The 24542-nt window shown below is 68.7% G+C and carries 21 protein-coding genes and 1 tRNA gene; 14 read left to right on the top strand and 8 right to left on the bottom strand.

Annotated features, from left to right (window positions below):
• Window positions 1-39 precede the first annotated feature (39 nt).
• Window positions 40-969, top strand: a complete 930-nt coding sequence (locus AC1C2S_RS06480) for a DNA-methyltransferase (protein ID WP_495351706.1) — start codon at window positions 40-42, stop codon at window positions 967-969.
• 423 nt (window positions 970-1392) lie between these two features.
• Here the strand turns inward: AC1C2S_RS06480 and AC1C2S_RS06475 are convergent, their stop codons facing one another.
• The 5 genes from AC1C2S_RS06475 to AC1C2S_RS06455 all read right to left on the bottom strand — a co-directional run bounded on the left by AC1C2S_RS06475 (window position 1393) and on the right by AC1C2S_RS06455 (window position 7262).
• Window positions 1393-2412, bottom strand: coding sequence for a LacI family DNA-binding transcriptional regulator (locus AC1C2S_RS06475; protein ID WP_495351705.1), 1020 nt, complete (start codon window positions 2410-2412; stop codon window positions 1393-1395).
• A gap of 25 nt (window positions 2413-2437) precedes the next feature.
• Window positions 2438-3910 (bottom strand): glycoside hydrolase family 1 protein, encoded by a 1473-nt coding sequence (locus AC1C2S_RS06470; RefSeq protein ID WP_495351704.1) that lies wholly within the window; start codon window positions 3908-3910, stop codon window positions 2438-2440.
• Window positions 3907-4803 (bottom strand): carbohydrate ABC transporter permease, encoded by an 897-nt coding sequence (locus AC1C2S_RS06465; protein WP_495353205.1) that lies wholly within the window; start codon window positions 4801-4803, stop codon window positions 3907-3909. The genes AC1C2S_RS06470 and AC1C2S_RS06465 overlap by 4 nt, the downstream gene beginning before the upstream one ends.
• A 35-nt stretch (window positions 4804-4838) precedes the next feature.
• The gene (locus AC1C2S_RS06460) at window positions 4839-5882 is read right to left on the bottom strand and encodes a carbohydrate ABC transporter permease (protein WP_495351703.1); all 1044 of its coding nucleotides are present in this window, start codon (window positions 5880-5882) and stop codon (window positions 4839-4841) included.
• Between the two features lie 78 nt (window positions 5883-5960).
• Window positions 5961-7262, bottom strand: coding sequence for an ABC transporter substrate-binding protein (locus AC1C2S_RS06455; protein WP_495351702.1), 1302 nt, complete (start codon window positions 7260-7262; stop codon window positions 5961-5963).
• Between the two features lie 311 nt (window positions 7263-7573).
• On the opposite strand from AC1C2S_RS06455, the gene AC1C2S_RS06450 reads away from it, so the two are divergent.
• The 3 genes from AC1C2S_RS06450 (at window position 7574) to AC1C2S_RS06440 (ending at window position 11259) form a co-directional block, all read left to right on the top strand.
• Complete coding sequence (locus AC1C2S_RS06450) at window positions 7574-8386, top strand: M15 family metallopeptidase (protein ID WP_495351701.1); 813 nt, start codon at window positions 7574-7576, stop codon at window positions 8384-8386.
• Window positions 8379-9782 carry an MFS transporter gene (locus tag AC1C2S_RS06445; RefSeq protein WP_495351700.1) on the top strand — a complete coding sequence of 468 codons (1404 nt, stop codon included), beginning with the start codon at window positions 8379-8381 and terminating at the stop codon, window positions 9780-9782. Before AC1C2S_RS06450 ends, AC1C2S_RS06445 begins: the two co-directional genes overlap by 8 nt.
• A gap of 427 nt (window positions 9783-10209) precedes the next feature.
• The gene (locus tag AC1C2S_RS06440; RefSeq protein WP_495351699.1) at window positions 10210-11259 is read left to right on the top strand and encodes an amidase domain-containing protein; all 1050 of its coding nucleotides are present in this window, start codon (window positions 10210-10212) and stop codon (window positions 11257-11259) included.
• Window positions 11260-11417: 158 nt separating this feature from the next.
• Here AC1C2S_RS06440 and pgm read toward each other — a convergent pair whose 3' ends face one another.
• Window positions 11418-13058: a phosphoglucomutase (alpha-D-glucose-1,6-bisphosphate-dependent) gene (gene pgm / locus AC1C2S_RS06435; RefSeq protein ID WP_495351698.1), complete on the bottom strand. Its 1641-nt coding sequence runs from the start codon at window positions 13056-13058 to the stop codon at window positions 11418-11420.
• A gap of 102 nt (window positions 13059-13160) precedes the next feature.
• A complete protein-coding gene (locus AC1C2S_RS06430) occupies window positions 13161-14441 on the bottom strand; it encodes a DUF445 domain-containing protein (protein WP_495351697.1) in 1281 nt (426 codons plus the stop codon).
• 202 nt (window positions 14442-14643) lie between these two features.
• Between AC1C2S_RS06430 and pheA the strand changes: the two genes are divergently transcribed.
• Genes pheA through AC1C2S_RS06415 form a run of 3 tightly spaced genes read left to right on the top strand, consistent with a single transcriptional unit; the run spans window position 14644 to window position 16461 of the window.
• The gene (gene pheA / locus AC1C2S_RS06425) at window positions 14644-15594 is read left to right on the top strand and encodes a prephenate dehydratase (RefSeq protein WP_495351696.1); all 951 of its coding nucleotides are present in this window, start codon (window positions 14644-14646) and stop codon (window positions 15592-15594) included.
• 28 nt (window positions 15595-15622) lie between these two features.
• The gene (locus AC1C2S_RS06420) at window positions 15623-16189 is read left to right on the top strand and encodes a hypothetical protein (RefSeq protein ID WP_495351695.1); all 567 of its coding nucleotides are present in this window, start codon (window positions 15623-15625) and stop codon (window positions 16187-16189) included.
• A 26-nt stretch (window positions 16190-16215) separates the two neighbouring features.
• A complete protein-coding gene (locus tag AC1C2S_RS06415; protein WP_495351694.1) occupies window positions 16216-16461 on the top strand; it encodes a hypothetical protein in 246 nt (81 codons plus the stop codon).
• A 9-nt stretch (window positions 16462-16470) separates the two neighbouring features.
• Here the strand turns inward: AC1C2S_RS06415 and AC1C2S_RS06410 are convergent, their stop codons facing one another.
• The gene (locus AC1C2S_RS06410; protein WP_495351693.1) at window positions 16471-17478 is read right to left on the bottom strand and encodes a diacylglycerol/lipid kinase family protein; all 1008 of its coding nucleotides are present in this window, start codon (window positions 17476-17478) and stop codon (window positions 16471-16473) included.
• A gap of 92 nt (window positions 17479-17570) precedes the next feature.
• On the opposite strand from AC1C2S_RS06410, the gene serS reads away from it, so the two are divergent.
• The 7 genes from serS (at window position 17571) to AC1C2S_RS06375 (ending at window position 24495) form a co-directional block, all read left to right on the top strand.
• A complete protein-coding gene (serS, locus tag AC1C2S_RS06405; RefSeq protein WP_495351692.1) occupies window positions 17571-18836 on the top strand; it encodes a serine--tRNA ligase in 1266 nt (421 codons plus the stop codon).
• On the top strand, window positions 18833-19741 hold the full coding sequence (locus tag AC1C2S_RS06400) for an HAD family hydrolase (RefSeq protein WP_495351691.1): 909 nt from the start codon (window positions 18833-18835) through the stop codon (window positions 19739-19741). The genes serS and AC1C2S_RS06400 overlap by 4 nt, the downstream gene beginning before the upstream one ends.
• A gap of 63 nt (window positions 19742-19804) precedes the next feature.
• Window positions 19805-21070 carry an LCP family protein gene (locus AC1C2S_RS06395; protein ID WP_495351690.1) on the top strand — a complete coding sequence of 422 codons (1266 nt, stop codon included), beginning with the start codon at window positions 19805-19807 and terminating at the stop codon, window positions 21068-21070.
• A gap of 126 nt (window positions 21071-21196) precedes the next feature.
• Window positions 21197-21281 (top strand) — tRNA-Ser (locus tag AC1C2S_RS06390).
• A 134-nt stretch (window positions 21282-21415) separates the two neighbouring features.
• A complete protein-coding gene (locus AC1C2S_RS06385; protein WP_495351689.1) occupies window positions 21416-22609 on the top strand; it encodes an LCP family protein in 1194 nt (397 codons plus the stop codon).
• Between the two features lie 194 nt (window positions 22610-22803).
• Window positions 22804-24066, top strand: coding sequence for a hypothetical protein (locus AC1C2S_RS06380; RefSeq protein WP_495351688.1), 1263 nt, complete (start codon window positions 22804-22806; stop codon window positions 24064-24066).
• A 141-nt stretch (window positions 24067-24207) separates the two neighbouring features.
• Entirely contained in the window at window positions 24208-24495 is a 288-nt protein-coding gene (locus AC1C2S_RS06375; protein WP_495351687.1) for a hypothetical protein, read from the top strand.
• The last annotated feature ends 47 nt before the right edge of the window (window positions 24496-24542 follow it).

The raw sequence follows: 24542 nt of genomic DNA, 5'->3' as shown, positions 1-24542 counted from the left end.
GCGGAATTCCTCGACTCGCGCCGCTGGCAGAATGGGGCGATGCCGACCGACGAGCCGAACCGCATCATCCATGCGGACAACCTCGCGGTGCTCCCCACGCTGGCAGACGGGCGCTTCACCCTCGTCTACCTCGATCCGCCGTTCAACACGGGCCGCGCGCAGACACGCCAGTCGACGAGGCACGTGCGGCTTCCCGATGCGGCGAAGGGCGACGAACCCGCAGCGGATGCCTCGCGGCCCGGGCCCCCTTCGACAAGCTCAGGGCGGACCGCCATCACCGGGTTCGCGGGCAAGCGTTACGAGCGCATCCGCGGCGACCTGCTGCGCTACGACGATCGTTTCGACGACTATTGGGGTTTCCTCGAGCCGCGACTCGTCGAGGCGTGGCGGCTGCTCGCCGACGACGGCACCCTGTACTTGCACCTCGACTATCGCGAGGCGCATTACGCGAAGGTGCTGCTCGATGCGCTCTTCGGCCGCGAGTCGTTTCTCAACGAGCTGATCTGGGCCTACGACTACGGCGCCAAGGCGAAGCGCAAGTGGCCGACGAAGCACGACACGATCCTCGTCTACGTGAAGAACCCGTCGGCCTACTGGTTCGATTCGACGGCCGTCGACCGCGAGCCGTACATGGCGCCCGGGCTCGTGACGCCCGAGAAGGCCGAGCTCGGCAAGTTGCCGACCGACGTCTGGTGGCACACGATCGTCTCGCCGACGGGGCGCGAGAAGACGGGCTACCCGACGCAGAAGCCCGAGGGCATCCTTCGGCGCATCGTGCAGGCCTCGACCCGTGAGGGCGACTGGGTGCTCGACTTCTTCGCCGGCTCCGGCACGACCGGCGCCGTCGCCGCGACGCTCGGCCGCCGCTTCGTGCTCGTCGACGAGAACCCCGAGGCGATCGCCGTCATGAAGGGCCGATTCACGGATGTCGCGAGCGTCGTGTTCGAGCAGGGAGTGCCCGCGCGCTGAGATCGCGGCGTTCGGCGTTCGGCGTTCGGCGTTCGGCGGCGGTGGCGCTCGGCGAAACGCAGGTGCGCGAGACCCACCTCGAAGGCGAACAGGTGGCGGGGCGAACAGGTGGCGGGCGGTGGAGACCAGCCGGTTGCACGACACCCGCCACGACCTTTTCCTCGTCTACCGTAGTTCGCGAGGGTCGTTGACCGGCAAAAGCTCGTCACGGCACGGCACGGCACGGCACGGCTCGTCACGGCTCGTCACGGCTCGTCACGGCACGTCACGGCACGGCACGGCACGGCACGGCACGGCACGGCACGGGACGTCACGGGACGGCACGGCACGGCACGGGACGTCACGGGACGGCACGGGACGGCACGGCGCGGCACGTCACGGCACGGCACGCGGGCGACGCCGAGCGGATGCCGGTGGCTCGCGCTACCCCGACTGCCGCACCACGAGTTCGGTCGGCAGAATCGTCGCCGCCTCGACCTCTTCACCTTGCATGAGCCGCACGAGCTTGAGCGCCATCTCGGCGCCCATCTGCGATGAGGGTTGCCGCACGGTGGTCAGTGCCGGCATCGCCGTGGCGGCGTAGCGGTCGTCGTCGAATCCCACGACCGCGACGTCGGCCGGCACCGACCTTCCGGCTTCGGCGATCGCCGACAGCGCGCCCATCGCCATCTGATCGTTGGCGGCGAAGACCGCGTCGAGTTCGGGTTCCCGCTCGAGCAGGCTCCGCATCGCGGCGGCGCCGGAGGCGGCCGTGAAGTCGCCGTACGCGACGAGGTCGTCGGCGAGCCCCGCCGCGGCGACGACCGAAGTGAAGCCGTGCAGCCGGTCGACCCCGGGCGGCATGTCCTGCGGGCCGGCGATCGTCGCGATGCGGCGCCGCCCGGCGTCGACGAGGTGCTGCGCCGCTGAGGCCGCCCCACGTTCGTTGTCGACGTCGACCGTGTAGCCGCTCGACTCGGCCGGATCGAGCGGGCGCCCGCCGAACACGAGCGGGAGCGACTGCGAGAGGTGCGCGAAGGAGTGGTCGCCCGTGTGGTGCGAGACGACGAGGGCTCCGTCGACGTTACCGCCGAGCAGATACCTGCGGGTCTTGTCGGGGTCGAGCTCGGACTCGATGAGCATGTTCAGCGTGTATTCGGTGCCCGCCAGTGCGAGGGCGACGCCCTGCACGACCGACGCGAAGAACGGGTCGTCGAACACTCGGGCAGCCGATTCGGGCACGATGAGGGCGATGGCCTGCGTGCGCCGGCTCGCGAGCGAACGCGCAGCGCGGTTCGGCACGTAGTTCAGTGCGGCGATGGCCACCTGCACGGCCTCGGCGACATCGGGGCTCACCTTCGGCGATCCGTTGACGACTCGCGAGACCGTCGCGCGTGAGACTCCCGCGCGAGCTGCGACCATCTCGAGGGTCGGCGCCTGGCCGGGCGGAATGCTTCCCGTCATCGTGGCCCCCTTCCCGTGTGCCGGTTCACCCCACGATAGTCGTCGTCGCCGAAGCGGCCTTCGCCGTCGCGATCAGTGCGGCGAACGCCCGTGCGCTGTCTTTCGGCGTGCGCTCGAAGGTGTCGTAGTCGACTCGCACGATGCCGAACCGCTTCTCGTAGCCCCATGCCCATTCGAAGTTGTCGAGCAGCGACCACACGAAGTAGCCGCGCACGTCGGCGCCCTGCTCGATCGCCTCGCCGATCGCGTCGACGTGGTCGAGCACGTAGGCCGTGCGCTCGATGTCGTGCACGGCACCGTCGACCTCTACGACATCGTCGTAGGCCGCACCGTTCTCGGTCACGTAGAGCGGCGGCAGGTTCGGGTACTCCGCCCCCAGGCGCACGAGCAGCCGGGTGAGCCCCTCGGGGTTCACCTCCCAGTCCATCGCAGTGCGCGGCAGACCCCGCGACGGCGTCGAGACGTACTCGCTGCCGGGGAACGGCGAGCGTCCGGGCCGGTCGGTGGGGCGCAGCGACGGCGTGGCGTCGGCGGGCTGCGGATGCCCAGACACGTTGTCGTCGTGATAGTGGTTCACGCCGAGGAAGTCGATCGGCTGGGCGATCTGCTCAAGGTCACCGGGCAGCACCCGCGAGGCCAGCCCGTACTCGCGCACGTCGTCGAGCAGGTCGGCAGGATATGCCCCGAGCAGCATGGGCTCCAGATACATCCGGTTCCAGAGGGCGTCGATGCGCCGGGCGGCCTCGAGATCGACGGGGTCGGTCGGGTCGTTCGGCACCGCGTTCGTGAGGTTCAGCGTGATGCCGAGCCGGATGTCGCGCCCCGAACCGGATCCGGAAGACGCTGCCGCGAGGCTCCGGAGCCTCTCGACGGCCAAACCGTGCGCGAGGTGCTGGTGGTGCACCGCCGCGAGCCCCGCCTCCGGGTCGTTCAGGCCGGGGGCGTGCTCGCCGCCGACGTAGCCGATGAGCGAGGAGCAGAGCGGCTCGTTGAAGGTCGTCCAGTGCGTGACCCGGTCGCCGAGGGCCTCGTAGACGGCTTCGGCATACTCCGCGAACCGGTACGCGGTGTCGCGATTTGCCCAGCCGCCCCGTTCCTGCAGCGCTTGCGGCAGATCCCAGTGGTACAGGGTGAGCCAGGGCAGGATGCCGGCGCCGAGCAGTTCGTCGACGAGGCGCGAGTAGAAGTCGAGGCCCTCGCGGTTGACCGTGCGGCCGCCGGGTACGACTCGCGCCCACGAGACCGAGAACCGGTAGGAGTCGAGGCCGAGGGAGCGCATGAGTGCGACATCCTCGGGCATGCGGTGGTAGTGGTCCACTGCGCGGTCGGGGGTGTCGCCGCCGGCGATCGCCCCGGGAACGCGCGCGAACGCATCCCAGATCGAATCCTCTTTGCCGCCGTCGCGCGCGGCGCCCTCGATCTGCGCCGCGGCGGTCGCCGAGCCCCAGACGAAGCCCGCCGGCCAGTTTCGACGGAATGACGTGTGCTGCTCGTTCAACCCTTCACCGCTCCTTGCATGATTCCCGAGATGAGTTGCCTGCCCGCGATGATGAACAGCACGAGCAGGGGGATGGTCGCCAGCACCGCGCCCGTGAGCACGATCGAGTAGTCGACGTAGTATCCCGACTGCAGCTGGCTGAGTGCCGTCTGCAGGGTGGGGTTCGTCGGGCTCAGCACGATGAGCGGCCAGAGGTAGTCGGTCCACGCCATCATGAAGGTGAAGAGGCCGAGGATCGCCATCGCCGGCCGGGCGGCGGGCAGTGCGACGTTGATGAAGGTGCGGATCTGGTTGGCCCCATCGACGCGGGCCGCTTCGATGAGTTCGTCGGGGATCACATCGACGAGGTACTGGCGCATGAAGAACACGCCGAACGCGGTCACGAGCATCGGCACGATGACGGCGCCGATGGTGCCGGTCCAGCCGAGTTCGCGCATCACCATGAACAGCGGGATGATGCCGAGCTGGGTCGGGATGGCCATGGTGGCGATGACGAACACCATGAGCCCGTCGCGTCCCTTGAAGCGGAGCTTCGCGAAGGCGTATCCCGCGAGCGTCGAGAACGTCACCACCGAGATCGTGATGATCGCCGAGATGAGGATCGAGTTGCCGAGCGCGAGCCAGAACGGAATGGCGTCGAGCACCTTCGCCGCGTTGGTGAGGAAGTTGCCGCCGGGGATGAGGGGGAGGGTCTCGCCGCGCGTGGCGTTCGTGCTGCTGCCGACGACGACCGACCACCAGAGGGGGTAGGCGCCGCCGATGATGAACGCGGCGAGCAGCCCGTAGATGAGGAAGCCGGGGCGGCTGCCGATGCCCGCGGTGCCGACGGAGCGGCGGCGATTTCGCCCGGCGGATGCCGCGGGGCGGCGTTCCTCGCTCGCGAGATCGACCATGACAGCGGGGATGGGCTCGGGTGTGGCGGTGGTGCTCATGCCTCTCCTCCTCGGGAGGCGCGTTCGCGTGCACGGCGAACACGACGGGTGGGCTTGTCGCCCCCGGCGGCGATGCGGCGGGAGATCAGGAAGTTGATGAGGCCGACCCCGACGATGAGCAGGAACAGCAGCCACGCGACGGCGGCGGCCTCGCCGAAGTCGCGCCGGAAGAAGGCGAGCTCCCACATGAACAGCACCGTGGTTTGGAACTGGCGGTCGCTGCCGCCGATGCCGCCCGCGGTCGAGACGTCGAAGAGACGCGGCTCGGCGAAGATCTGCAGGCCGCCGATCGTGGCGGTGATGATGACGAAGATGAGGGTCGGGCGGATCGAGGGGATCGTGATGGAGAAGAAGCGGCGCACTGCACCGGCGCCGTCGATCGCGGCGGACTCGTAGAGGTCGCGCGGCACCGATTGCATCGCGGCCAACAGGATGAGGGCGTTGTAGCCGGTCCAGCGGAAGTTCACCATCGTGGCGATCGCGATGTGGCTGAGGAAGGTGTCGTGCTTCCACTGCTGGTCGGGGATGCCGAAGACGTTCAGCAGGTTGTTCACGAGTCCGTCGGCTTCGTTGAACGCGCTCGAGAAGATGATCGCCACGGCGACGGGGGTCACGATGTAGGGCAGCAGCACGCTCATGCGCCAGAACGTCGCTGCACGCAGGCCCTGGTCGAGCAGGTAGGCGACGATGAGCGCCACGGTCAGCTGCGGGATCGACGACAGCAGGAAGATGCTGATCGTGTTGCCGATGGAGTTCCAGAACATGCTGTCGCCGAGGATCTCGACGAAGTTGTCGAGGCCGACGAACGGCCCTTGGCCCTTCAGCAGATCCCATTCGTACATCGACACGACGAGGGTGTAGATGAGCGGGAAGAGGCCGACGAGCGCGAAGAGGATGAAGAAGGGCGAGACGTAGAAGTAGGGGCTCGCCTTGACGTCGAAGCGCGAGATGCGCTGACGGAAGGTCAGGGGTTCGGATGCCGCGTCGCGCCGTTGCGGCGTTGAGGTCCCGCTCGCGGGGGGCCGAATGGTGGTAGTCATGCGAAGTCCAGTCGTGGGAGATGACAGGGAAGGAGAGCCCTCGGGGGCGCCCGAGGGCTCTCCTTCCCTCAGTTGGGACTACTCGCCGACGAGCTCGTGGAGCAGCTCGATGGCCTGATCCCAGGCACCGGCGGCATCGACTTCACCGCGGTCGAGCGACGACAGCGGCGGGCCGAAGACGTTCTCCTGGATGACCGAGTCGTCGGGGCCCTTGAACTGGGCCACGACGCCTTCGGCGCGAGTTGCGAGGATCGCTCCGGTGGGGGCGCCGTTGAAGAACTCGTTCGGCGTCGCCTCTTCGGCGAGGGTCTCCTGTGCGCCGATCGTGCTCGGGAAGTTGCCGGCGGCGGCCGACTGCTTCACCTGCTGCTCGGGCTGGGTGAGCCAGTCGGCGAGCTTCGCGGCTGCCTCCTTGTGCTCGGAGGACTCGGGGATCGAGAGGAACGCGCCGCCCCAGTTGGCTGCGCCACCGGGGAAGACGTCAGCGAAGTCCCAGCCGGTTGAGGCGTCGCCGCCACCGGTCTCGACCTGGCCCTCGACGACACCGAGCATCCAGCCCGGGCAGACGAACGTCGCGAAAGTGCCGTCGACGAACGACTTGCCGCCGTTCCAGTCCCACGCGGTCTGTGCGGCCGAGAGGCCGTCGCCGACTGCGCCGGTGAGCAGGTCGAAGTTCGCCTTGAGATCGGCGTTGTCTTCGACGTTCAGTTCGCCGTCGGACGTGTAGTAACCCTCGGGCAGCTGGTTCACCATGGAGTTCCAGACGAACCCGGAGTGGTCGAACCACGCCTTGCCGGTAGCCTCCTGGTACTGCTTGCCCACAGCGAAGTAGTTCGCCCAGTCGCCGTTGAGCAACTCGGCGACGCTCTCGCGGTCGCTCGGCAGGCCGGCCGCCTCGAGCGCAGGGCCGTTGTAGCAGATGCCGGTCGGGCCGATGTCGGTGCCGTAGCCGATGACGCGGCCCTCGGGGTCGGTCGCCTGCTCGTACTTCCAGTCGACCCAGTCGCCCTTGCGGTCGTCGATGCCGTAGTCGGTGAGGTCGACGAACTGGTCGGAGACCTCCATGATGGCGCCGAGCCAGCCTTCCTCGATCGCCACGACGTCGGAGAGACCCGAGCCGGCGGCGAGCTTGGTGAAGGCGTCGGTTCGGGCGTTGCCGCCGGTGTCGATGTTCGTCGCCTCGATCGTGACGCCGGGGTTCGCCTCTTCGTACTCGGTGTAGAGGTCGTCGTATCCGAACGTGCCGAACGTGGTGACGGTCAGTGTGATGTCGCCGTCGCTCTCTTCGCCGCCGCCTGTGGAGCAGGCGGTGGCGAGGAGGGCGATGGTCGCAGCGCCGGCTACGGCCGCGGCGACCTTCGTGTGGCGTGAGAGCTTCACGGTCACTCCTTTGTGTGTGCGTGGACTGGAATGTGTCACAGCGTGAGAGCGCTCTCTTCGGGAACGTGAGAGCGCTCTCACGATTCGAAGTGCGACTCTATGCAGTGCAACCGTGTGCTGTCAAGAGAGCGCTCTCACGTGGCTCATTCGTTACCGAGCCGTGACCCGGGCCGGGACGCGATCCGTGACCCGGGCCGGGTCACGAGCCGTGACCCGAGCCGTCACGCGAACCCGTGGCCGGAGATGACCGGCGCGGGTGCTTCGAGCGGCCGTTCACGGGCCGTCCAGCGACCCCGGCGTAGACTCGTCCGGTGCCAGCAAGCGAACGCCGAACGTCGTCCGATCAGGTGACGCAGAACCGGCGCATGGTGATCGCGGTCTCGATCAGCCTCGCCCTCATCGCGGTCGCCGTGGTCGTCATCGGTGCCGTCTCAGGCGGCTCGACGGGCAGTGCGACGGCGGGCGGCGCACCCGGTTCGCAGACGCCCGAAGGGCCGCGCCCCGCACCAGGCGAGGCCCCGCCACCCGCGATCGTCGACACCTTCGATCGCACGGCGCACTCCCTCGACGACCCGAACAGCATCTGGGTCGTCGTCAACAAGCTGCGTCCGATGAACCCGCAGGACTTCGAGCCCGACGATCTCGTCGAGGTGCCCGTTCCGCACACCTGGGAGCCGATGCTTCGCCAGGAGGCATCCGATGCGGTCGTCGCGATGTTCCAGGCCGCGTCCGATGAGGCCGACCTCTCGCTCGCCTCGAACAGCGCCTTCCGCTCCTACTCTTCGCAGGAGTCGATCTACGACGGCGACGACCTGCTCACCGCCCGGCCCGGGTTCAGCGAGCACCAGACCGGGCTCGTCATGGACATCGGCGCCGAGAGCGGCGACTGCTCGCTCGCGGCGTGCTTCGGCGACACCGCAGAGGGCATCTGGCTGCGCGACAACGCATGGCGGTTCGGATTCATCATGCGATACCCCGCCGACAAGACGCCAGTGGCCGGATACGAGTTCGAGCCCTGGCACTTCCGCTACGTCGGGGTGCCGCTCGCCACCGAGATGCACGAGACCGGCTACACGACGCTCGAGGAGTTCTTCGGCCTCCCGGCTGCACCCGAATATGAGTGAGCGGCGTTCCCCGAGCGCATCGAAGAGGCCGCGGCGCGGCCTCTCCCTCACCGTACTGATCATCAACCAGCTGCTCGCGGGCGTGGGGGTGGCTTCGGGCATCGCGGTCGCCGCGCTCCTCGTCGAGCAGATGACGGGCGCCGTCGCGCTCGCGGGTCTCGCGCAGTCGGCGAGCGTGCTTGGGGCGGCGCTGGCCGCCATCCCGCTCGCCAAGCTCGCGGTGCGCTCAGGTCGCCATGTCGCGCTCGCGACGGGATACGCTCTCGCGCTGGTCGGTGCGGTGCTCGTCATCGCGGCCGCGGCGAGCGGCTGGGTGCCGCTCATCTTCCTCGGCCTTGCGGCGTTCGGCGCGGGAGCCGCCGCGGGCCTGCAGGCCCGCTTCGCCGCCACCGAGGTCGCGGCCGCCGGCTTCGAGGCGCGCTCGATGTCGCTCGTGCTGTGGGCCACGACGCTGGGGTCGGTCGCGGGCCCCCTCCTCTCCGCCACCGGCGCCGAGGTCGGTCTCGAGCTCGGCCTGCCTCCGCTCGTAGGCCCGTTCCTGTTCTCGGGCGCCGCGTTCGCCCTCTCGACGTTGCTCGTCGCGACGATGCTCCGCCTGCCCAAGCCCGGCACGATGGCAGCGGATGCCTCCGATGCCTCGGATGCCTCGGATGCCTCGGATGCGTCTCATGCGTCGGATGCGTCTCTGCTCCCCGAGCTCGCCGAAGGAGCTTCCCTCGTGCCGCCCGGCCTCCCTTCGACCGGCTCAGGAAGCTCGACAGGCTCAGGGAGCACCCGCGACCCAGCTCGTCCCGTCGGCGCGTGGCTCGCGTTCCGCACCGCGATCCGCAGCCCGCGTGGCCTCTTCGCGATCCTCGCGATCGTCTGCTCGCATACCGTGATGGTCGGCGTGATGGTGATGACGCCGGTGCACATGACGGCGCACGGCTTGTCGCTGTCGCTCGTCGGCGTCGTGATCAGCATCCACATCCTCGGCATGTACGGCGCGAGCCCGCTCGTCGGATGGCTCGTCGACCGCATCGGCGCCGCTCGCGTGATCGTCACCGGCGCCGGCATCCTCGCGGTCGCCGCACTCATCGGCATCCTGGCGCCGGCCGATGACATGCTGCTCATCCCGCTTGCCCTCGGGCTGCTCGGCCTCGGCTGGTCGTGCGGGCTCATCGGCGGCTCCACACTGCTGACCACATCAGTCGATCCGGCGATCCGGGTGCCGTTGCAGGGCGCGACGGATGCCGCGATGAACTTCGCGGCCGCGGCATCCGCAGCCCTGTCGGGTCTTGTGCTCGGAGCGGCGGGGTTCGCGGGCGTGAACGTCGTCGCGTTGCTCGTGCTGGTGCCGCTCGCCGTCGTCGGTGTGCGTGCGATGGCCGCGAATCGTCGGGTCGCAGCACCCTAAGCGCGACTCGGCGCCGAGATCGCGCTCTCACGGGGTTCCCAGAGTATGAGAGGGTTCCTCACAAATTCGCGTGATGGGGTGTGATGTCCCCCTTAATGCCGACCCGGAATCCCCACCTGTGATCTTCAGCTTCCTCACGCCTGCCTCCACGCCCACTGATCCGTCCGCTCGACGACGCTCGACGTTCCGCGAACCCGTTGTCGGCGACCCTGCTGTCGCTGCCGCTGCCGCTGCCGCTGCCGCTGTCGGGGAGCCGGGTGAGGGGTCGCGCGTTGAATCAGCCCAGGGGTCCGACGCGACGTCGCGTGATGACTCGGCCGGGCGGCCGGGCGAGGGCTCGCGCGATGAGTCCGGCGCGGACTCGGGCGATTCCTCCGATGGTGTCGAGGGACGTCGTGCGCGTCGTGCGCGTCACCGTGCCGAGCGCGTGCGCAACCGCCGCCCGTCGAGCGGAGCGCCGCGCCGGATCCTGGCGTTCGGCTGCGCGAGCGCGATCCTGAGCGTCAGCGCGTTCGGGGCCGTTGCCGCGGCCGACGCCGACGCCGACGCAACCCGCGCGAGTTCGAGCGACCTCGCGGAGCCGACGCTCGCGGCAGCTGCTGCGGCCGATGTGATCACCTCGTCGATCGAGATCTCGGCTCGACCCGCCGTCACGAGCGGGCTCTCGACCGCCGCCGCACCGTTCACCGGTGGCACCCAGGTGACCGTGACGGGGGAGGAGCTCGACCAGGTGGGCCAGGTCGTCGTGGGCGGCGCCGCCGCACCCATCGTCGCCGTCGCCCCGGAGCAGCTCACCTTCCAGGTGCCGGCCGTGGCCGACACCGCCCTCGGTGGTGTCCCGGTGGCATTCACGGATGTCGCGGGGGAGCCTGTCGCCGTCGTGGCGCCGTGGACCGCGACGGTCGCCGGCGCCGCAGTCCCGGTCTCACTCGCAGCCCAGCTGACCGAGATCGACGAAGCGGCCGCGCACGCCGCGTCGCAGTCGCTCACCCTGACCTACACCTCGAACCCCGCGATCGATACGCAGCTGGGCTACGTGCTCACCTACTGGAGCGGTTACAACACGGCCGAGTACACCGTCTTGAGCGGTGTCGATTGCGCGAACTTCACGAGCCAGTCGCTCGTCGCCCGCGGTTGGGCGATGGATGCCGGCTGGTACTACGACCGAGCGACCGGTGCGATGTCGCCCAGCTGGGCGAGCTCGACCGCGATGCGCGACTGGCTGTCCACCCGTCCGGACCTGGCCACGCCGCTCGACGACTCGCAGCGGAGCCTCGTGAAGGTCGGCGACATCGCCCAGTTCGACTGGGACGGTTCGGGCGACCGCGACCACACCGCCGTCGTCACCCGCGTCGACCGGAGTGCCACCGGCACGACCGTCTGGGTCGGCGGCCACACCAAGGACGCCGACTACTGGAACGTCGACGAGGCCCTCGCCTCGGGCGGCGGCGCCGTCACCTACTTCTCGCTGAAGTAACCCGTCGCGCCTGACCGGTGCAGCAATTCAGGAGCGGAGGCGTGTCGCGCCGTCTTGCTCCGGCGCGTCGGGGCAACACGCCGGGTGCCGTCCTGAATTGCTGAATGGTCAGGTGGCCGACCGCCTGTGCGCGGTCCGTTGCGGCGTGCCGGTTCCTGCTACTCGACCGGCGAAGCGCCGAGCGCGGCGTCGACGATCGCCTTGGCCTCGGCCTGCACGAGCCGCAGATGCTCCGGCCCCTTGAACGACTCGGCGTAGATCTTGTAGACGTCTTCGGTGCCGCTCGGCCGCGCCGCGAACCAGGCGTCTGCCGTCTCGACCTTGACACCGCCGATCGCCGCGTCGTTGCCCGGCGCGTGCGAGAGCTTCGCCGTGATCGGCTCGCCCGCGAGTTCGGTGGCGGTGATCGCGTCGCCGTCGAGCTTGCCGAGGGCGGCTTTCTGGGCAGCGGATGCCGCGGCATCCGTTCGCTCGTAGGCGGGGTCGCCGAAGCGCTCGACGAGCTCCGAGTACAAGGCCGACGGCGACTTGCCCGTGACCGCGCGGATCTCGGAGGCGAGCAGGCACAGCAGGATTCCGTCTTTGTCGGTCGTCCAGACAGTGCCATCGAATCGCAGGAACGAGGCGCCCGCGCTCTCTTCACCGCCGAAGCCGACCGAGCCGTCGATGAGGCCCGGGACGAACCACTTGAAGCCGACCGGCACCTCCCAGAGGCGACGACCGAGCGAGTCGGCGACGCGGTCGATCATCGAGCTCGAGACGAGGGTCTTGCCGATCGCGGCATCCGCTCGCCAGTTCGGCCGGTGCCCGAAGAGGTACTCGATCGCGACGGCGAGGTAGTGGTTGGGGTTCATGAGGCCGCCGTCGGGCGTGACGATGCCGTGCCGGTCGGCGTCGGCGTCGTTGCCCGTGAGGATGTCGAAGTCGCCCGCGTGCTCGAGCACGGAGGCCATGGCGCTCGGCGACGACGGGTCCATGCGGATCTTGCCGTCCCAGTCGAGCGTCATGAACGACCAGGCGGGGTCGACGCGCTCGTTGACGACGGTCAGGTCGAGGTCGTAGGCGTCGCGGATCGCACCCCAATACGAGACGGATGCCCCGCCGAGCGGGTCGGCGCCGATCTTGATCTCCGCGGCACGGATCGCGTCGAAGTCGATGATGTTCGCGAGGTCGGCGACGTACTCGCCGCGGAAGTCGTAGGTCTCGACGCCGCTCGGTTCGGCCTGCTTGACGTCCTTCAGCCCGCTCGCGATGAGTTCGTTGGCCCGGTCGGCGATCCATTTCGTGGCATCCGAGTCGGCTGGCCCGCCGTGCGGCGGGTTGTACTTGAAGCCGCCGTCGTGCGGCGGGTTGTGCGAGGGCGTGATGACGATGCCGTCGGCCTGGCCTTCGGCGCGCTTGGCGGGGTCGTTGTTCCACTTCAGGATCGCGTGCGAGAGCGCGGGCGTCGGCACGTAGTCGTCGAACTCGTCGGCGAGCACGCGCACTTCGTTGGCGACGAGCACGTCGAGCGCCGTCGTCTGCGCGGGGGCGCTGAGCGCGTGCGTGTCCGCGCCGATGAAGAGCGGCCCCGTGATGCCCTGCCCGGCGCGGTACTCGACGATCGCCTGGGTGATCGCGAGGATGTGGTCTTCATTGAAGCTCGACGTGAGCGCCGACCCGCGGTGGCCCGAGGTGCCGAATGCGACGCGCTGCGCGGGCTCCGAGGCATCCGGATGCCGTTCGTAATACGCCCTGACGAGCGCCTCCACGTCGATGAGGTCGGATGCGGTCGCCGGGGTGCCTGCTCGCTCGTGCATTCCATCAGTCTGGCACCGTCCCACACCGTTCCGGGGGTGGTATTGCGCCACCTGCACCGTGAATTCGCCGTCGGGATGTCGCGAAACGACCCCCGGAGCGCATCAGAACGGGAGGGCGTGCACCGCCGTCGCGATCGTGAAGATGGCGAGTCCGGCGAGCGCGCCGACGACGGTGCCGTTGATGCGGATGAACTGCAGGTCGCGGCCCACCTGCAGCTCGAGTTTCTCGGTCGTCTCGCGGGGATCCCAGCGCTCGACGGTCTCGGTGATGACGCCCGCGATCTCGTGCCGGTAGTTGCGCACGACGTAGGCCGCGGCATCCGTCACCCAGGTGTCGACCTTCGCGGCGAGCCCCTCGTCGGCGACGAGGCGGGCGCCGACCTCGACGACCGCCGACGTCAGGCCGGCCCGCAACTCGCTCGTCGGGTCGGCGAGCGAGGCGTCGAGCGTCGCCTTCACCGAGGCCCACGCCTCGCCGGCGAACTCGCGCACGCGCGGGCTCTCGAGCAGCTCGGCCTTCAGCGTCTCGACGCGCGCGATCATGGCCGGGTCGTGCTGCATGGCGTCGGCGAGCTCGGCGAGGTAGCGGTCGATCGCCATGCGCAGCGGATGCCCCGGATCCGCGCGCACGGCCCGCACGAACCCGAGCACTTCGCGGTAAGCGCGGTCGTCGACGACGCGGTCGACGAAACCGGGCAGCCACCGCGGCAGCCGGTCGGAGATCATGCTGCCGAATGCTTCGGGGTGCGCATCGAGCCACGCCTCGGCCTTCTCGAGCACGACGTCCACTGCGGCGCGCTGCTGGTGGTCGGCGACGAGTCGGGCGCCGACCCGACCGATCGCGGGCGCCCATTCGGGCTCGAAGAAGTGGCGCCGGGCGAGCCGCTCGATCACGTCTTCAACGTCGTCGTCACCGAGCAGGGTGAGCATGCCACGCGCGGCGACGGATGCCTCGGCGGTCAGCCGCTCGGCGTTGGCGGGCATCGCGAGCCAGCCGCCGAGCCGGCGGGCGATGCCGATCGAGCGGAGCTTGCCGAGCACGACCTCGTCGGAGAGGAATTCGTGCTCGACGAATGCGCCGAGGCTCGCGCCGATCTCGTCCTTGCGGTTCGGGATGATCGCCGTGTGCGGGATCGGGATGCCGAGCGGATGCCGGAACAGCGCCGTCACCGCGAACCAGTCGGCGATCGCGCCGACCATCGCGCCCTCGGCGGCCGCTCGCACGTAGCCAAGCCACGGCACCTGTTCCTGCAGCGCGAACGAGACCGCGAACACGACGGCGGCGACGAGCAGCAGGCTCGTCGCGACGCGCTTCATTCGCCGGAGCGCCACGAGCCGTTCGGCATCGGTGGGCACGGCCCGGCGTTCATCGATCTTGGTCATCGGCCCCTCCTCGCGCTGCGGGGTGTCGCACGGTGTCGACGCTATCCCGTGTGCAGCTTTGCCGCCGTGCCGACTCGACCGTGCCGCCCGTGCCGAACTCCGGATGCAGCGCGCGGCGCGCCGCGCTGGCAGGCCGGACACCGGCGTGTCGCTGTGGGAACTCCGGAGTTTCGCACGCGCCGACAGTCGTAGGCTGGCCTGCATGACGGATGCCGCGCCCCCACCGCCCGAGGAGACGTACTCCTACCTGGGGCCGGCCGGCACCTTCACCGAGGCGGCGCTGAAGCAGGTGCCCGAGGCATCCGGAAAGCACTGGCGGGCCGTGAACAACGTCGGCGAGGCGCTCGCGGATGTCACGAGCGGCCGCTCGATCGCCGCGATGATCGCGATCGAGAACTCGATCGACGGCGGGGTCTCGGCCACGCAGGACGCGCTGGCGACCGTGCCCGGACTCCGCATCCTCGGCGAGTACCTCGTGCCCGTGAACTTCGTGCTCGTCGCGCGGCCGGGCACCGCGCTCGCCGAGGTGCGGGTCGTCAACGCCCACCCCGTCGCCTACGCGCAGTCGCGCGGCTGGCTCGAACGCGAGCTGCCCGACCACGGGCACATCCCGGCGTCGAGCAACGTCGCCGCCGCGGCATCCCTCTTCGAAGGCAGCCATGCCGACGCGGCCGTGGCGCCGCCCGGCATCACCGAGCACCTCGACGTCGACGTGCTCGCCCGCGAGATCGGCGACCCCAACGCCGTCACCCGCTTCGTGCTCGTCAGCCGCTCCCGGATGCTGCCCGAACCGACGGGCGCCGACAAGACGAGCATCATCGTCGAACTGCCCGACGACGAGCCCGGCGCCCTGCTCGCGATGCTCGAGCAGTTCTCGACGCGGGGTGTGAACCTGTCGCTCATCCAGTCGCGGCCCATCGGCGATGCCCTCGGCCGCTACCGATTCGTCGTCGACTTCGACGGGCACGTCGCCGACGAGCGGGTCGCCGACGCCTTGCTCGGCCTGCGTCGCACGAGCCCGAAGGTGATCTTCCTCGGCTCGTATCCGCGGGCCGACCAGCAGGAGGTCGCCTACCACTCGAAGTACGATGACGGTATCTTCATCGAGGCCCGCGACTGGCTGCGCGGCCTGCTGAGCGGCGAGCCCGACTGATCGGGCGGCCTTGACCCGAGGAGGTCACGTGAGCGACGGCGCCACGACCGGTATCGACCCGCAGTTCGATCCGCGCTTCCAGCGCGGGTATTCAGGACATGGGGCGAGCGAGACGGATGACCCGCCGACGCGCCTCCCGTCGGTGTCGCGCGTGCCCGATCCACCGAGGGCGGTGCCGGTCGTTGCCCCACGACCATCGGCCGGACCTGCCGAGTCTCGACTCGTCTCGGCCGCCGCCGAGGCGGAGGACGGCCATGACGAACGGTTGGCGGACTGGCTCGACAACGGTGAACCGTTGGCAGAGTCACGCACCGACTTCTACTTCTTGACCGCATGGGCGGTCTCGGCCGTGGTCGTCGTCTTCGGGGTCGTGCTCTTCTGGGCCGGCATCTCGGGCGAGAGCTTCTACGGTCCGACGGACGAATCGGATCGGCTGCTGCAGACCGCCGCGTGGCTCATCGCGCCCGCCCTCGTGCAGGCCGGGCTCCTCTGTCTCGTTGCGATGCTCGTCTGGAGTGGGATCCGGCACGCCCGAGCTCGTCGCGCGCAGGAAGAGCGCGACGCCGTCATGTACGACGTCGAGGTGGAGGTGTGATCCGGAGGCTTCTGACGAACCCGGCCGTGATCGCCTTGATCGTGCTCGCTGTGCTGAGCATGCTCCTTGTCCAGTGGGGGCTCGGGGTGACAGTGAGCGATCAGGGGATGGCCTGGACGGGCGAGCCATCCGACGAGCAGCTCTGGCAGTTGCGGCTCCAACGCATCGCCGGAACCGTTCCACCGCTCGCCGTGGTCGTCGGCGTCTCGTCAGTGCTCGGCGTTCTCGCGATCGCCTCGGTGAGTCGCCGCAGGGGGAGCTCCTCGGCCTGAGCCGGGCTTTCAGCGCGGCACGCGCACGATCAGCGCAGCCGGGTCGACCTTGAACCGCGCAGAGACCACGAGCCCGAACTCGTCGCCGTCGATCTCGAACTCCTCGGGCGCGCCCTCGATCTCGAGATCGACCGATCGGCCGCGCAGGTAGACGATCTCGTTGCGCTTGCTGCCGCCGGTGAGGTCGAGGATCTGCCGGCCCAGCGCTGTCTTGCGCAGCACCCGGTTCTCCCACGTGACCTTGCGCCAGATGAGCAGCCATCCGAAGAGATTGCGGGGCGCCAGCACGACCACGTCGAGGCGGCCGTCGTCGATCTCGGCGTCGGGGATCAGCTCGATGTTGCCGGGCAGATAGCCGAGGTTCGCCACGAGGATGCTCGCGACCTTCGAGCGGTGCTGCCGACCGGCGTCGACCTGGTGCACGACGCGATACGGCTTCGATGCGGGCAGGGCTCGCAGGCCCGCGTCGACGTACGCCAGCCAGCCGACCCGCTTCTTCAGGTCGGCGTTGGTGCCCGCGATCATGGCCGCGTCGATGCCGATTCCGCTCATCACGAGTGACACGTGCGTTTCGTCGGTGCCGTCGGCGCGGGTGACGTCGGCGACGATCACGTCGACCGCGCGGTCCATGCCCGAGAACGCGAGCACGACGGCGTCGGCCTGGTCGTTCACGGGGATGTCGAGGTTGCGGGCGAACAGGTTGCCGGTGCCGATCGGTACGAGTCCGAGCGGTACGCCGCTGCCGCGCAGCGAAGCTGCGACCGAACGCACGGTGCCGTCGCCGCCGGCCGCGATCACGAGATCGACACGGGCCTCGAGCGCCTCACGCGCCATGCCCTTGCCCGGATCGTCTTCGGCCGTCTCGATCCAGAGTGAGGGCGCGAAGTTCTGGCGTTGCTCGGCGGCCTCGACAGCGGCCCGCAGTGCGGCGACGCCCTGCTTGGTTGGATTGAAGATCACGGCCGCGCGCAGGCGCTGGCCCGCGGCATCCGTCACCCCCTGCTCGACTGCCGTCACGCAGCCCACGGTATTGCATCGAGGCCTGAAACAGCCGTGAACGCGCTCGGGTGCCGATCGGGACGTCGGATGCCCCGGCTAGACTTGCTCGGGTGATCGACCCCGTGCTGCTTCGCGAGAACCCTGACCTGATCAAGCGTTCGCAAGAGCTCCGTGGTGAGTCCGTGGCGCTCGTCGACACGGCCGTCGAAGCTGATGCCGCGAGGCGCACCGCGATCACGGTGTTCGAGGCGCTCCGCGCCGAGCAGAACGCCTTCGGCAAGCAGGTCGCTCAGGCGCCGAAAGCGGCCAAGGCCGCCCTCGTCGCCGAAGCGCAAGAGCTCGCGGCCCGTGTGAAGACCGCGAATCAGGCTGCGAGCGACGCCGAGTCCGAGTTCACGCTCGCCGTTCAGCGACTCGGCAACGTCGTCATCGACGGCGTGCCGGCCGGCGGCGAAGACGACTTCGTCGTGCTGCGCGAGGTCGGCGAGATCCCCGCGTTCGACTTCGAGCCGCGCGACCACCTCGAGATCGGCGAGCTGCTCGACGCCATCGACATGCAGCGCGGCGCGAAGGTCTCGGGCGCGCGCTTCCACTACCTCAAGGGCATCGGTGCCCGTCTCGAGCTCGCGCTCATGAACATGGGCCTCGACCGGGCGCTCGCGGCCGGATTCACGCCGCTCATCACCCCGACCCTCGTGCGGCCCGAGATCATGAACGGCACGGGGTTCCTCGGTGCGCACTCCGACGAGGTCTACTACCTACCCGAGCAGGAGCTCTACCTGACGGGCACGAGCGAGGTCGCGCTCGCCGGGTACCACTCCGACGAGATCATCGACGTGTCGAAGGGGCCGATCCGCTACGCCGGCTGGTCGACCTGCTATCGCAGCGAGGCCGGCAGCCACGGCAAAGACACCCGCGGCATCATCCGGGTGCACCAGTTCAACAAGCTCGAGATGTTCACCTACATCGACCCGGCCGACGCCGAGGCTGAGCACGGGCGCCTGCTCGGTTGGCAGGAGGGCATGCTGCAAGACCTCGGCCTGACGTACCGCGTGATCGACACCGCGGCTGGCGACCTCGGCTCGAGCGCTGCCCGCAAGTACGACGTCGAAGCGTGGGTGCCCACGCAGAACGCCTACCGCGAGCTCACCTCGACCTCGAACTGCACGACGTTCCAGGCGCGCCGCCTCGACATCCGCCACCGCACCGAGAGCGGCAAGACGGCTCCCGTCGCAACGCTCAACGGCACGCTCGCGACGACCCGCTGGCTCGTCGCGATCCTCGAGACCCACCAGCAGGCTGACGGCTCGGTCGTGGTGCCCGAGGCCCTTCGCGGGTACCTCGGCGGCCTCGAGGTGCTCGAGCCGGTCGCATGAACAGCGAGAATCCCGCTGGTCGAGTAGCGAGCGCAGCGAGCGTATCGAGACCCCATGGCGAGGATCTCGAGACACGTCCTCCTTCGTCGGGCGCTCCTCGATCAACGGATGACCCCTGGTTCGTCGCGCTCGATGTCGACGGCACGATCATGCATGAAGACGGCTCGATCGATCCGGTCGTCGCCGAGGCGGTTGCCGCAGCCCGCGACCGCGGCCATGTCGTGACGCTCGCGACCGGGCGTTCGTGGGCGACGACCGCTCCGGTGCTCGAGCGGCTCGAGCTCACCCCCGAGTACGTCGTGTGCGCCAACGGTGCCATCACGATGCAGCGCGACGATGCGGCATCCGATGGCTATGTTCGCCGTCACGTCGAGACGTTCGATCCGACGCCCGTGCTCGAACGTATCCGCTCGTTCCTGCCGGCCGGCAAGTTCATGGTCGAACTGCCCGACGGCTATCGCCTCTACACCGAGGGCATGAGCGAGTGGAACGTCGACAACGCCCGTGAGGTGCTCTTCGAAGAGCTGCTCGACCAGCGCGCCACGCGTGTCGTCGTGACGAGCCTCGAGCACGGGCTCGACGAGTTCTTCGGCATCGTCGACCAGATGGGCCTGCATCACGTGAGCTACGCCATCGGCTGGACCGCGTGGCTCGACATCGCCCCCGACGGGGTCAACAAGGCGACCGCGCTCGAACGGGTGCGCGGCTGGCTCGACCTTCCGAACGACCGCGTGCTCGCTGCGGGCGACGGGCGCAACGACCTCGAGATGTTCGCCTGGGCGGGGGCGGCCGGCAGGGCCGTCGCGATGGGCCAGGCGCCCGAAGAGGTGCGCGCGGCCGCGGGCGAAGTCGGCGGCACGATCGACGATGCAGGACTCGCGGCGGTGCTCGACTCGCTGCCGTGATCGCGCCGATCGCGGTGCTCGCAGAGGTCGCCAGCATAGAATCGGCGAAATCGAAGGGGTGCGATGAGCGGTTCGGTCGAGCGAGAGGTCGCCGTCGAGCAGACGGCGGTGCCGAGGCACGGGCGGATGCCGCGGCGCGGTGCCATCTCGACGTACCTGAAGCTCGCGGCATCCGTCGTCGCCGTGCTCGCTGTCACCGCCACCTCGGTCGTCGCATATGCCGCACTCGACCTGTTCGGATCGGTGCAGCAGGGCGCCGAGCTCGAGAGCGAACACCTGCTCGACGGGGTGCCCGACATCGGTGCGATGGACGGCGGCCTCAACTTCCTGCTCCTCGGCAGCGACAAGCGCCCCGAGAGCGGCGCCTTCGGCGATCCTGAGGAGGAGTCGGCCGAGCTCAACGACGTGACGATGCTGCTCCACATCGCGCAAGACCACTCGCACGTCGAGGTCGTGAGCTTTCCGCGCGACATGATCGTGCCGGTGCCGGAGTGCACCGATCCCGAAGACCCTGAGGGCGACGAGCTGTCGGCGATGTCGGGCGTGAAGATCAACACCGTGCTCGAACACGGCGGCATCGGCTGCGTCGGGCAGACGATCGAGCAGCTCACGGGCGTGCAGATCCCCGTCGGCGGCATCGTGCAGTTCGACGGAGTCGCAGCGCTCGCGACGGCGGTCGGCGGCGTCGAGGTCTGCGTCGCCGACCGCATCGACGACGACTACTCGGGGTTGCACCTCGACGCTGGCAAGCACACGATCTCGGGCTACGACGCGCTTGCCTTCCTGCGCTCGCGGCACGGCGTCGGCGACGGCAGCGATCTCGGGCGCATTTCGAATCAACAGACCTTCATGGCCTCGCTCATGCGTACCGTGCAGGCCGACGGCACGCTCAGCGATCCGACGAAGCTCTATTCGATCGCGAAGGCCGTCACCTCGAACATGAGCCTCTCGCCGGCGCTGCAAGACCCGGTGAAGCTCATCTCGATTGCGAAGGCCCTGCAAGACGTCGACCTGTCGAAGGTCGCGTTCCTGCAGTATCCGACGGTGTACACCGAGGATCGTGCGGGCGTCGAGCCCGCTGAGTCGGCCGAGCTGGTGAACGCCGACCTCCAGGCCGACGTGCCGGTGGTCATCGATCCGAACGCCACCGACGGCACCGAGTTCGGCACGGTGCCCGACGAGACTGCGCCCGCGCCCGAACCCGCACCCGAGGCATCGGCCGCGCCCGAGGCATCCGCCCCGACTGAGACCCCCGGGGCTGTGCTGCCCGATGACGTCACGGGACAGACCGCCGCCGAGGTGCGGTGCTCGAGCGCCAACGAAGGCTGAGGCGAGTACGAACGAGCCGCTTCAGCACCTTTTCAGGGTGGCCTGCGAGGCTTTCGGGAACTCGCTTCGGCTAGAATCGGGGCCTGCCCGCACGAATCGCACCTCAGGGTGCGAAACTGCAGGCTTGGAGGGCTGTCCGAGCGGCCGATGGAGCTGGTCTTGAAAACCAGTGGGCAGCAATGCCTCGTGGGTTCGAATCCCACGCCCTCCGCGCGAGATGACCACGACGAAAGGATGATGGTGGCAGAAGAGTTGCGAAGCAGTGCACGCCGTGCTGCGACCTCGAATCCCGTCGTGCGGCATGGCCGTCTCAAGCGGCGCAGTGTGTGGAAGACCGTCGGTAAAGTGACCGCGTCCGTGGCCGCCGTCGCCCTCGTCTCGGGCACGGCCGTCGCCGCGTACGCCGCCTTCGATCTCGCGAAGAGCGTGCAACCCACCATCACGCTCGGCAACGAAGACGTGCTCGAGGGCGTGCCCGATGTGGGTGCCATGGAAGGCGGCGTCAACATTCTCGTCGTCGGCAGCGACAGCCGCGAGGGTCAGGGCGTGGCGTTCGGCGATCCCGACGAAGAGACCGCCGTGCTCAACGACGTCACGATGATGCTGCACATCTCGCAAGACCACTCCAACGCCTCGGTCGTGAGCTTCCCGCGCGACATGCTCGTCGACGTGCCCGAGTGCGATGACCCCGATGACCCTGAAGACCCGTTCTCCGAGCAGTACGGCATGAAGATGAACACCGTGCTCTCGCATGGCGGTCTCGGTTGCGTCGTCAAGACGATCGAGGCCGAACTGGGCGTCACGATCCCCTTCGCCGGTGTCGTGCAGTTCATGGGCGTAGCCGGTCTCTCCGAAGCCGTGGGCGGCGTCGACGTCTGCGTTGCCGAGCCCATCGAAGACGAGTACACCGGCACGTTCCTCGAGGCGGGCACGCACAACCTCTCGGGGGTGGCCGCGCTGCAGTTCCTCCGTACGCGTCACGGTGTCGGTGACGGCAGCGACCTCGCCCGCATCTCGAATCAGCAGGTGTTCCTCTCCTCCCTCGTGCGCACCGTTCAATCGAACGGCACGCTCAGCGACCCGGTGAAGCTCTACTCCATCGCGAAGGCCGCGCTGGCCAACATGCAACTCTCCGACGGGCTCATGGACCCGACCCGCATGATCTCGATCGCGAAGGCGCTGAGCGCCACTGATCTCAGCAAGATCGCGTTCATCCAGTACCCGACCGCGTACGTCGAGGGCGGCGGTGCCGTCGAGCCCACGAGCTCGGCCGAATATGTGAGAACGTCGCTCCAGAACGACCTCCCCGTGACCTTCGACGCGGCTGCGCAGGAGTCGGCATTCGCTTCGGCCGGCGATCCCAGTGCAATCGTGCCCGCCGACGAGGCTCCCGTCGAAGATGCGCCCGCCGACGACGCTACCGCCGAGACGCCGGCCGACCCTGCCGCACCGACGGTGGAAGCCCTGCCGAGCGACGTCGCCGGCCAGACCGCGGCCGAGACGCGGTGCTCCGCCGGCCGCACGCTCGACGACCAGTAGGCGGTTTCCGCGATCAGCTTCTGCACCTGAGCTGATCCCCCAGCGGCCCCCTGATCAAGCGCCGGAGCCCCCTACAGCACCTCGCGAACCCTCGGGTAAGCCCCCGATGCCGACCACCGCACCTCGCTCGTAGCGTGAGACGGGTAATCGACAACAGGGCGTGAAATCGTCCGGGGAAGCGAAGGAACACACTCATGGCTTTCGATGACAACAGCGTCTGGACTCGAGTCCGAGACTCGTTCAACGTCAACGTGGCGGTGCCGATCAGCGACAACACTGTCGACTCGCTCAACGACAACACCGTCGACTCGCTGAACGACAACGACTTCAACTCGCACAACGACAACTCGGATAACTCCGACAACTCGGATAACTCCGACAACTCGGATAACTCCGACAACTCGGATAACTCCGACAACTCGGATAACTCCGACAACTCGGATAACTCCGACAACTCGGACAACTCCGACAACTCGGACAACTCCGACAACTCGGACAACTCCGACAACTCGGACAACTCCGACAACTCGGACAACTCCGACAACTCGGATAACTCGACCAACGACTCGTACAACGACAACTCGGACAACTCCGACAACTCGGTGCACGACTCGAACAACGACAACTCGATCCACGACTCGGGCAACACGACGCTGAACGACCACTCGATCAACGCGGGTGTGCGGGAGTACAACGTCGGGTTCGGCGACCTCACGATCGTCGGAAGCCTCGGCGCCGACGGTGAAGCCGGCGGGTCGAGCCTGCTCGCTGATGGCGGCGGCACGAGCGTCAACATCGACAACCGTTCGACGGTGCTCGACCAGTCGGTCAACCAGAACATCGCTGCCGCGGCTGGCAGCGGTGGCGATTCCGGTGCGCTCGGCTCAGGCGGCGGTTCCGGCAGTGGAGGTTCCGGTGCTTCCGGCAGCGGTGGCTCGGGTGGTAGTGCCACCTCGGGTGCGGCCGGCGGTGGCGGCGATGCCGCCGTGGGTGCCGGCGGTGACGGTGGTGCCGGCGGTGACGCCACTGGCGGCAACGGTGCCAGCGGAACAGGCGGCGCCGGTGGGTCCGGTACCGGCGGCGGCGCCGGCGATACCGGCTCTTCCGGTGGCGACGCCAGCGGCGGCAACGTGTCGCAGTACTTCAACAACGAAGCTGTCGTCAACTCCGGTGACTACGGCGTCGCTGCGGGAGGCGATGTCGACATCGACAACTCGTCGTTCGACGTCTCGGTCGGAGACATCTCGATCGGCAACACCATCGATTCGTACAACGAGGACTACAGCTGGGACGTCGATGTGAGCGACTCGTTCAACGACAACTCGACCAACCTCGACGTGGATGTGGACGACTCGTTCAACGACGACTACTCGACCGATGTCGACGTCGACGTTGACAACGCCAACATCCTCAGCCCCGACGCCGTTGCCGTGCAGATCGACGACATCACCCTGTAGGGGCGCTGCAGTTCTGCCCGGTCGCCCCCTGGGGCGGCCGGGCACACCCCCACCCGGTCGCTGACGGCCGCGGTCACTGCTGACATCCCCTGGTTTGCAGTGCAGACAGAAGTTCCCCCACAAGTTCCGAAGGTGTCCGAAATGTCCAGTGACGAGGCCGCGAGCGAGCAGGGTGCCCTGCCGTACGACGACTCGTCGGCACAGGCGGCAGATCCGATGGTCGAGCCCGACGACGGGTTCGACGCCGGTGCATGGGAGACCGATCTCGCAGACGCCCTCTCCGACCCGAGCGCGGCGAACCTCTTCACCGCGGAGATCGAGCACGTCGACGCATCCGATTGGGATGTCGACACCGCGCTCATCTGGGGCGATGTCATCGACGATGTCGTCGACGACGCTGGGAGTATCGGGCCCGATTTCCCACTCTGAATCGGGCGCGTGACGGGGCGGGGTGCACTCCGCCCCGTTCTCTGTCA

The organism is Agromyces sp. Y782 (assembly GCF_059445405.1).
The sequence above is the reverse complement of the archived record's forward strand: the minus strand, read 5'-3'. Positions and strand labels throughout refer to the sequence as shown.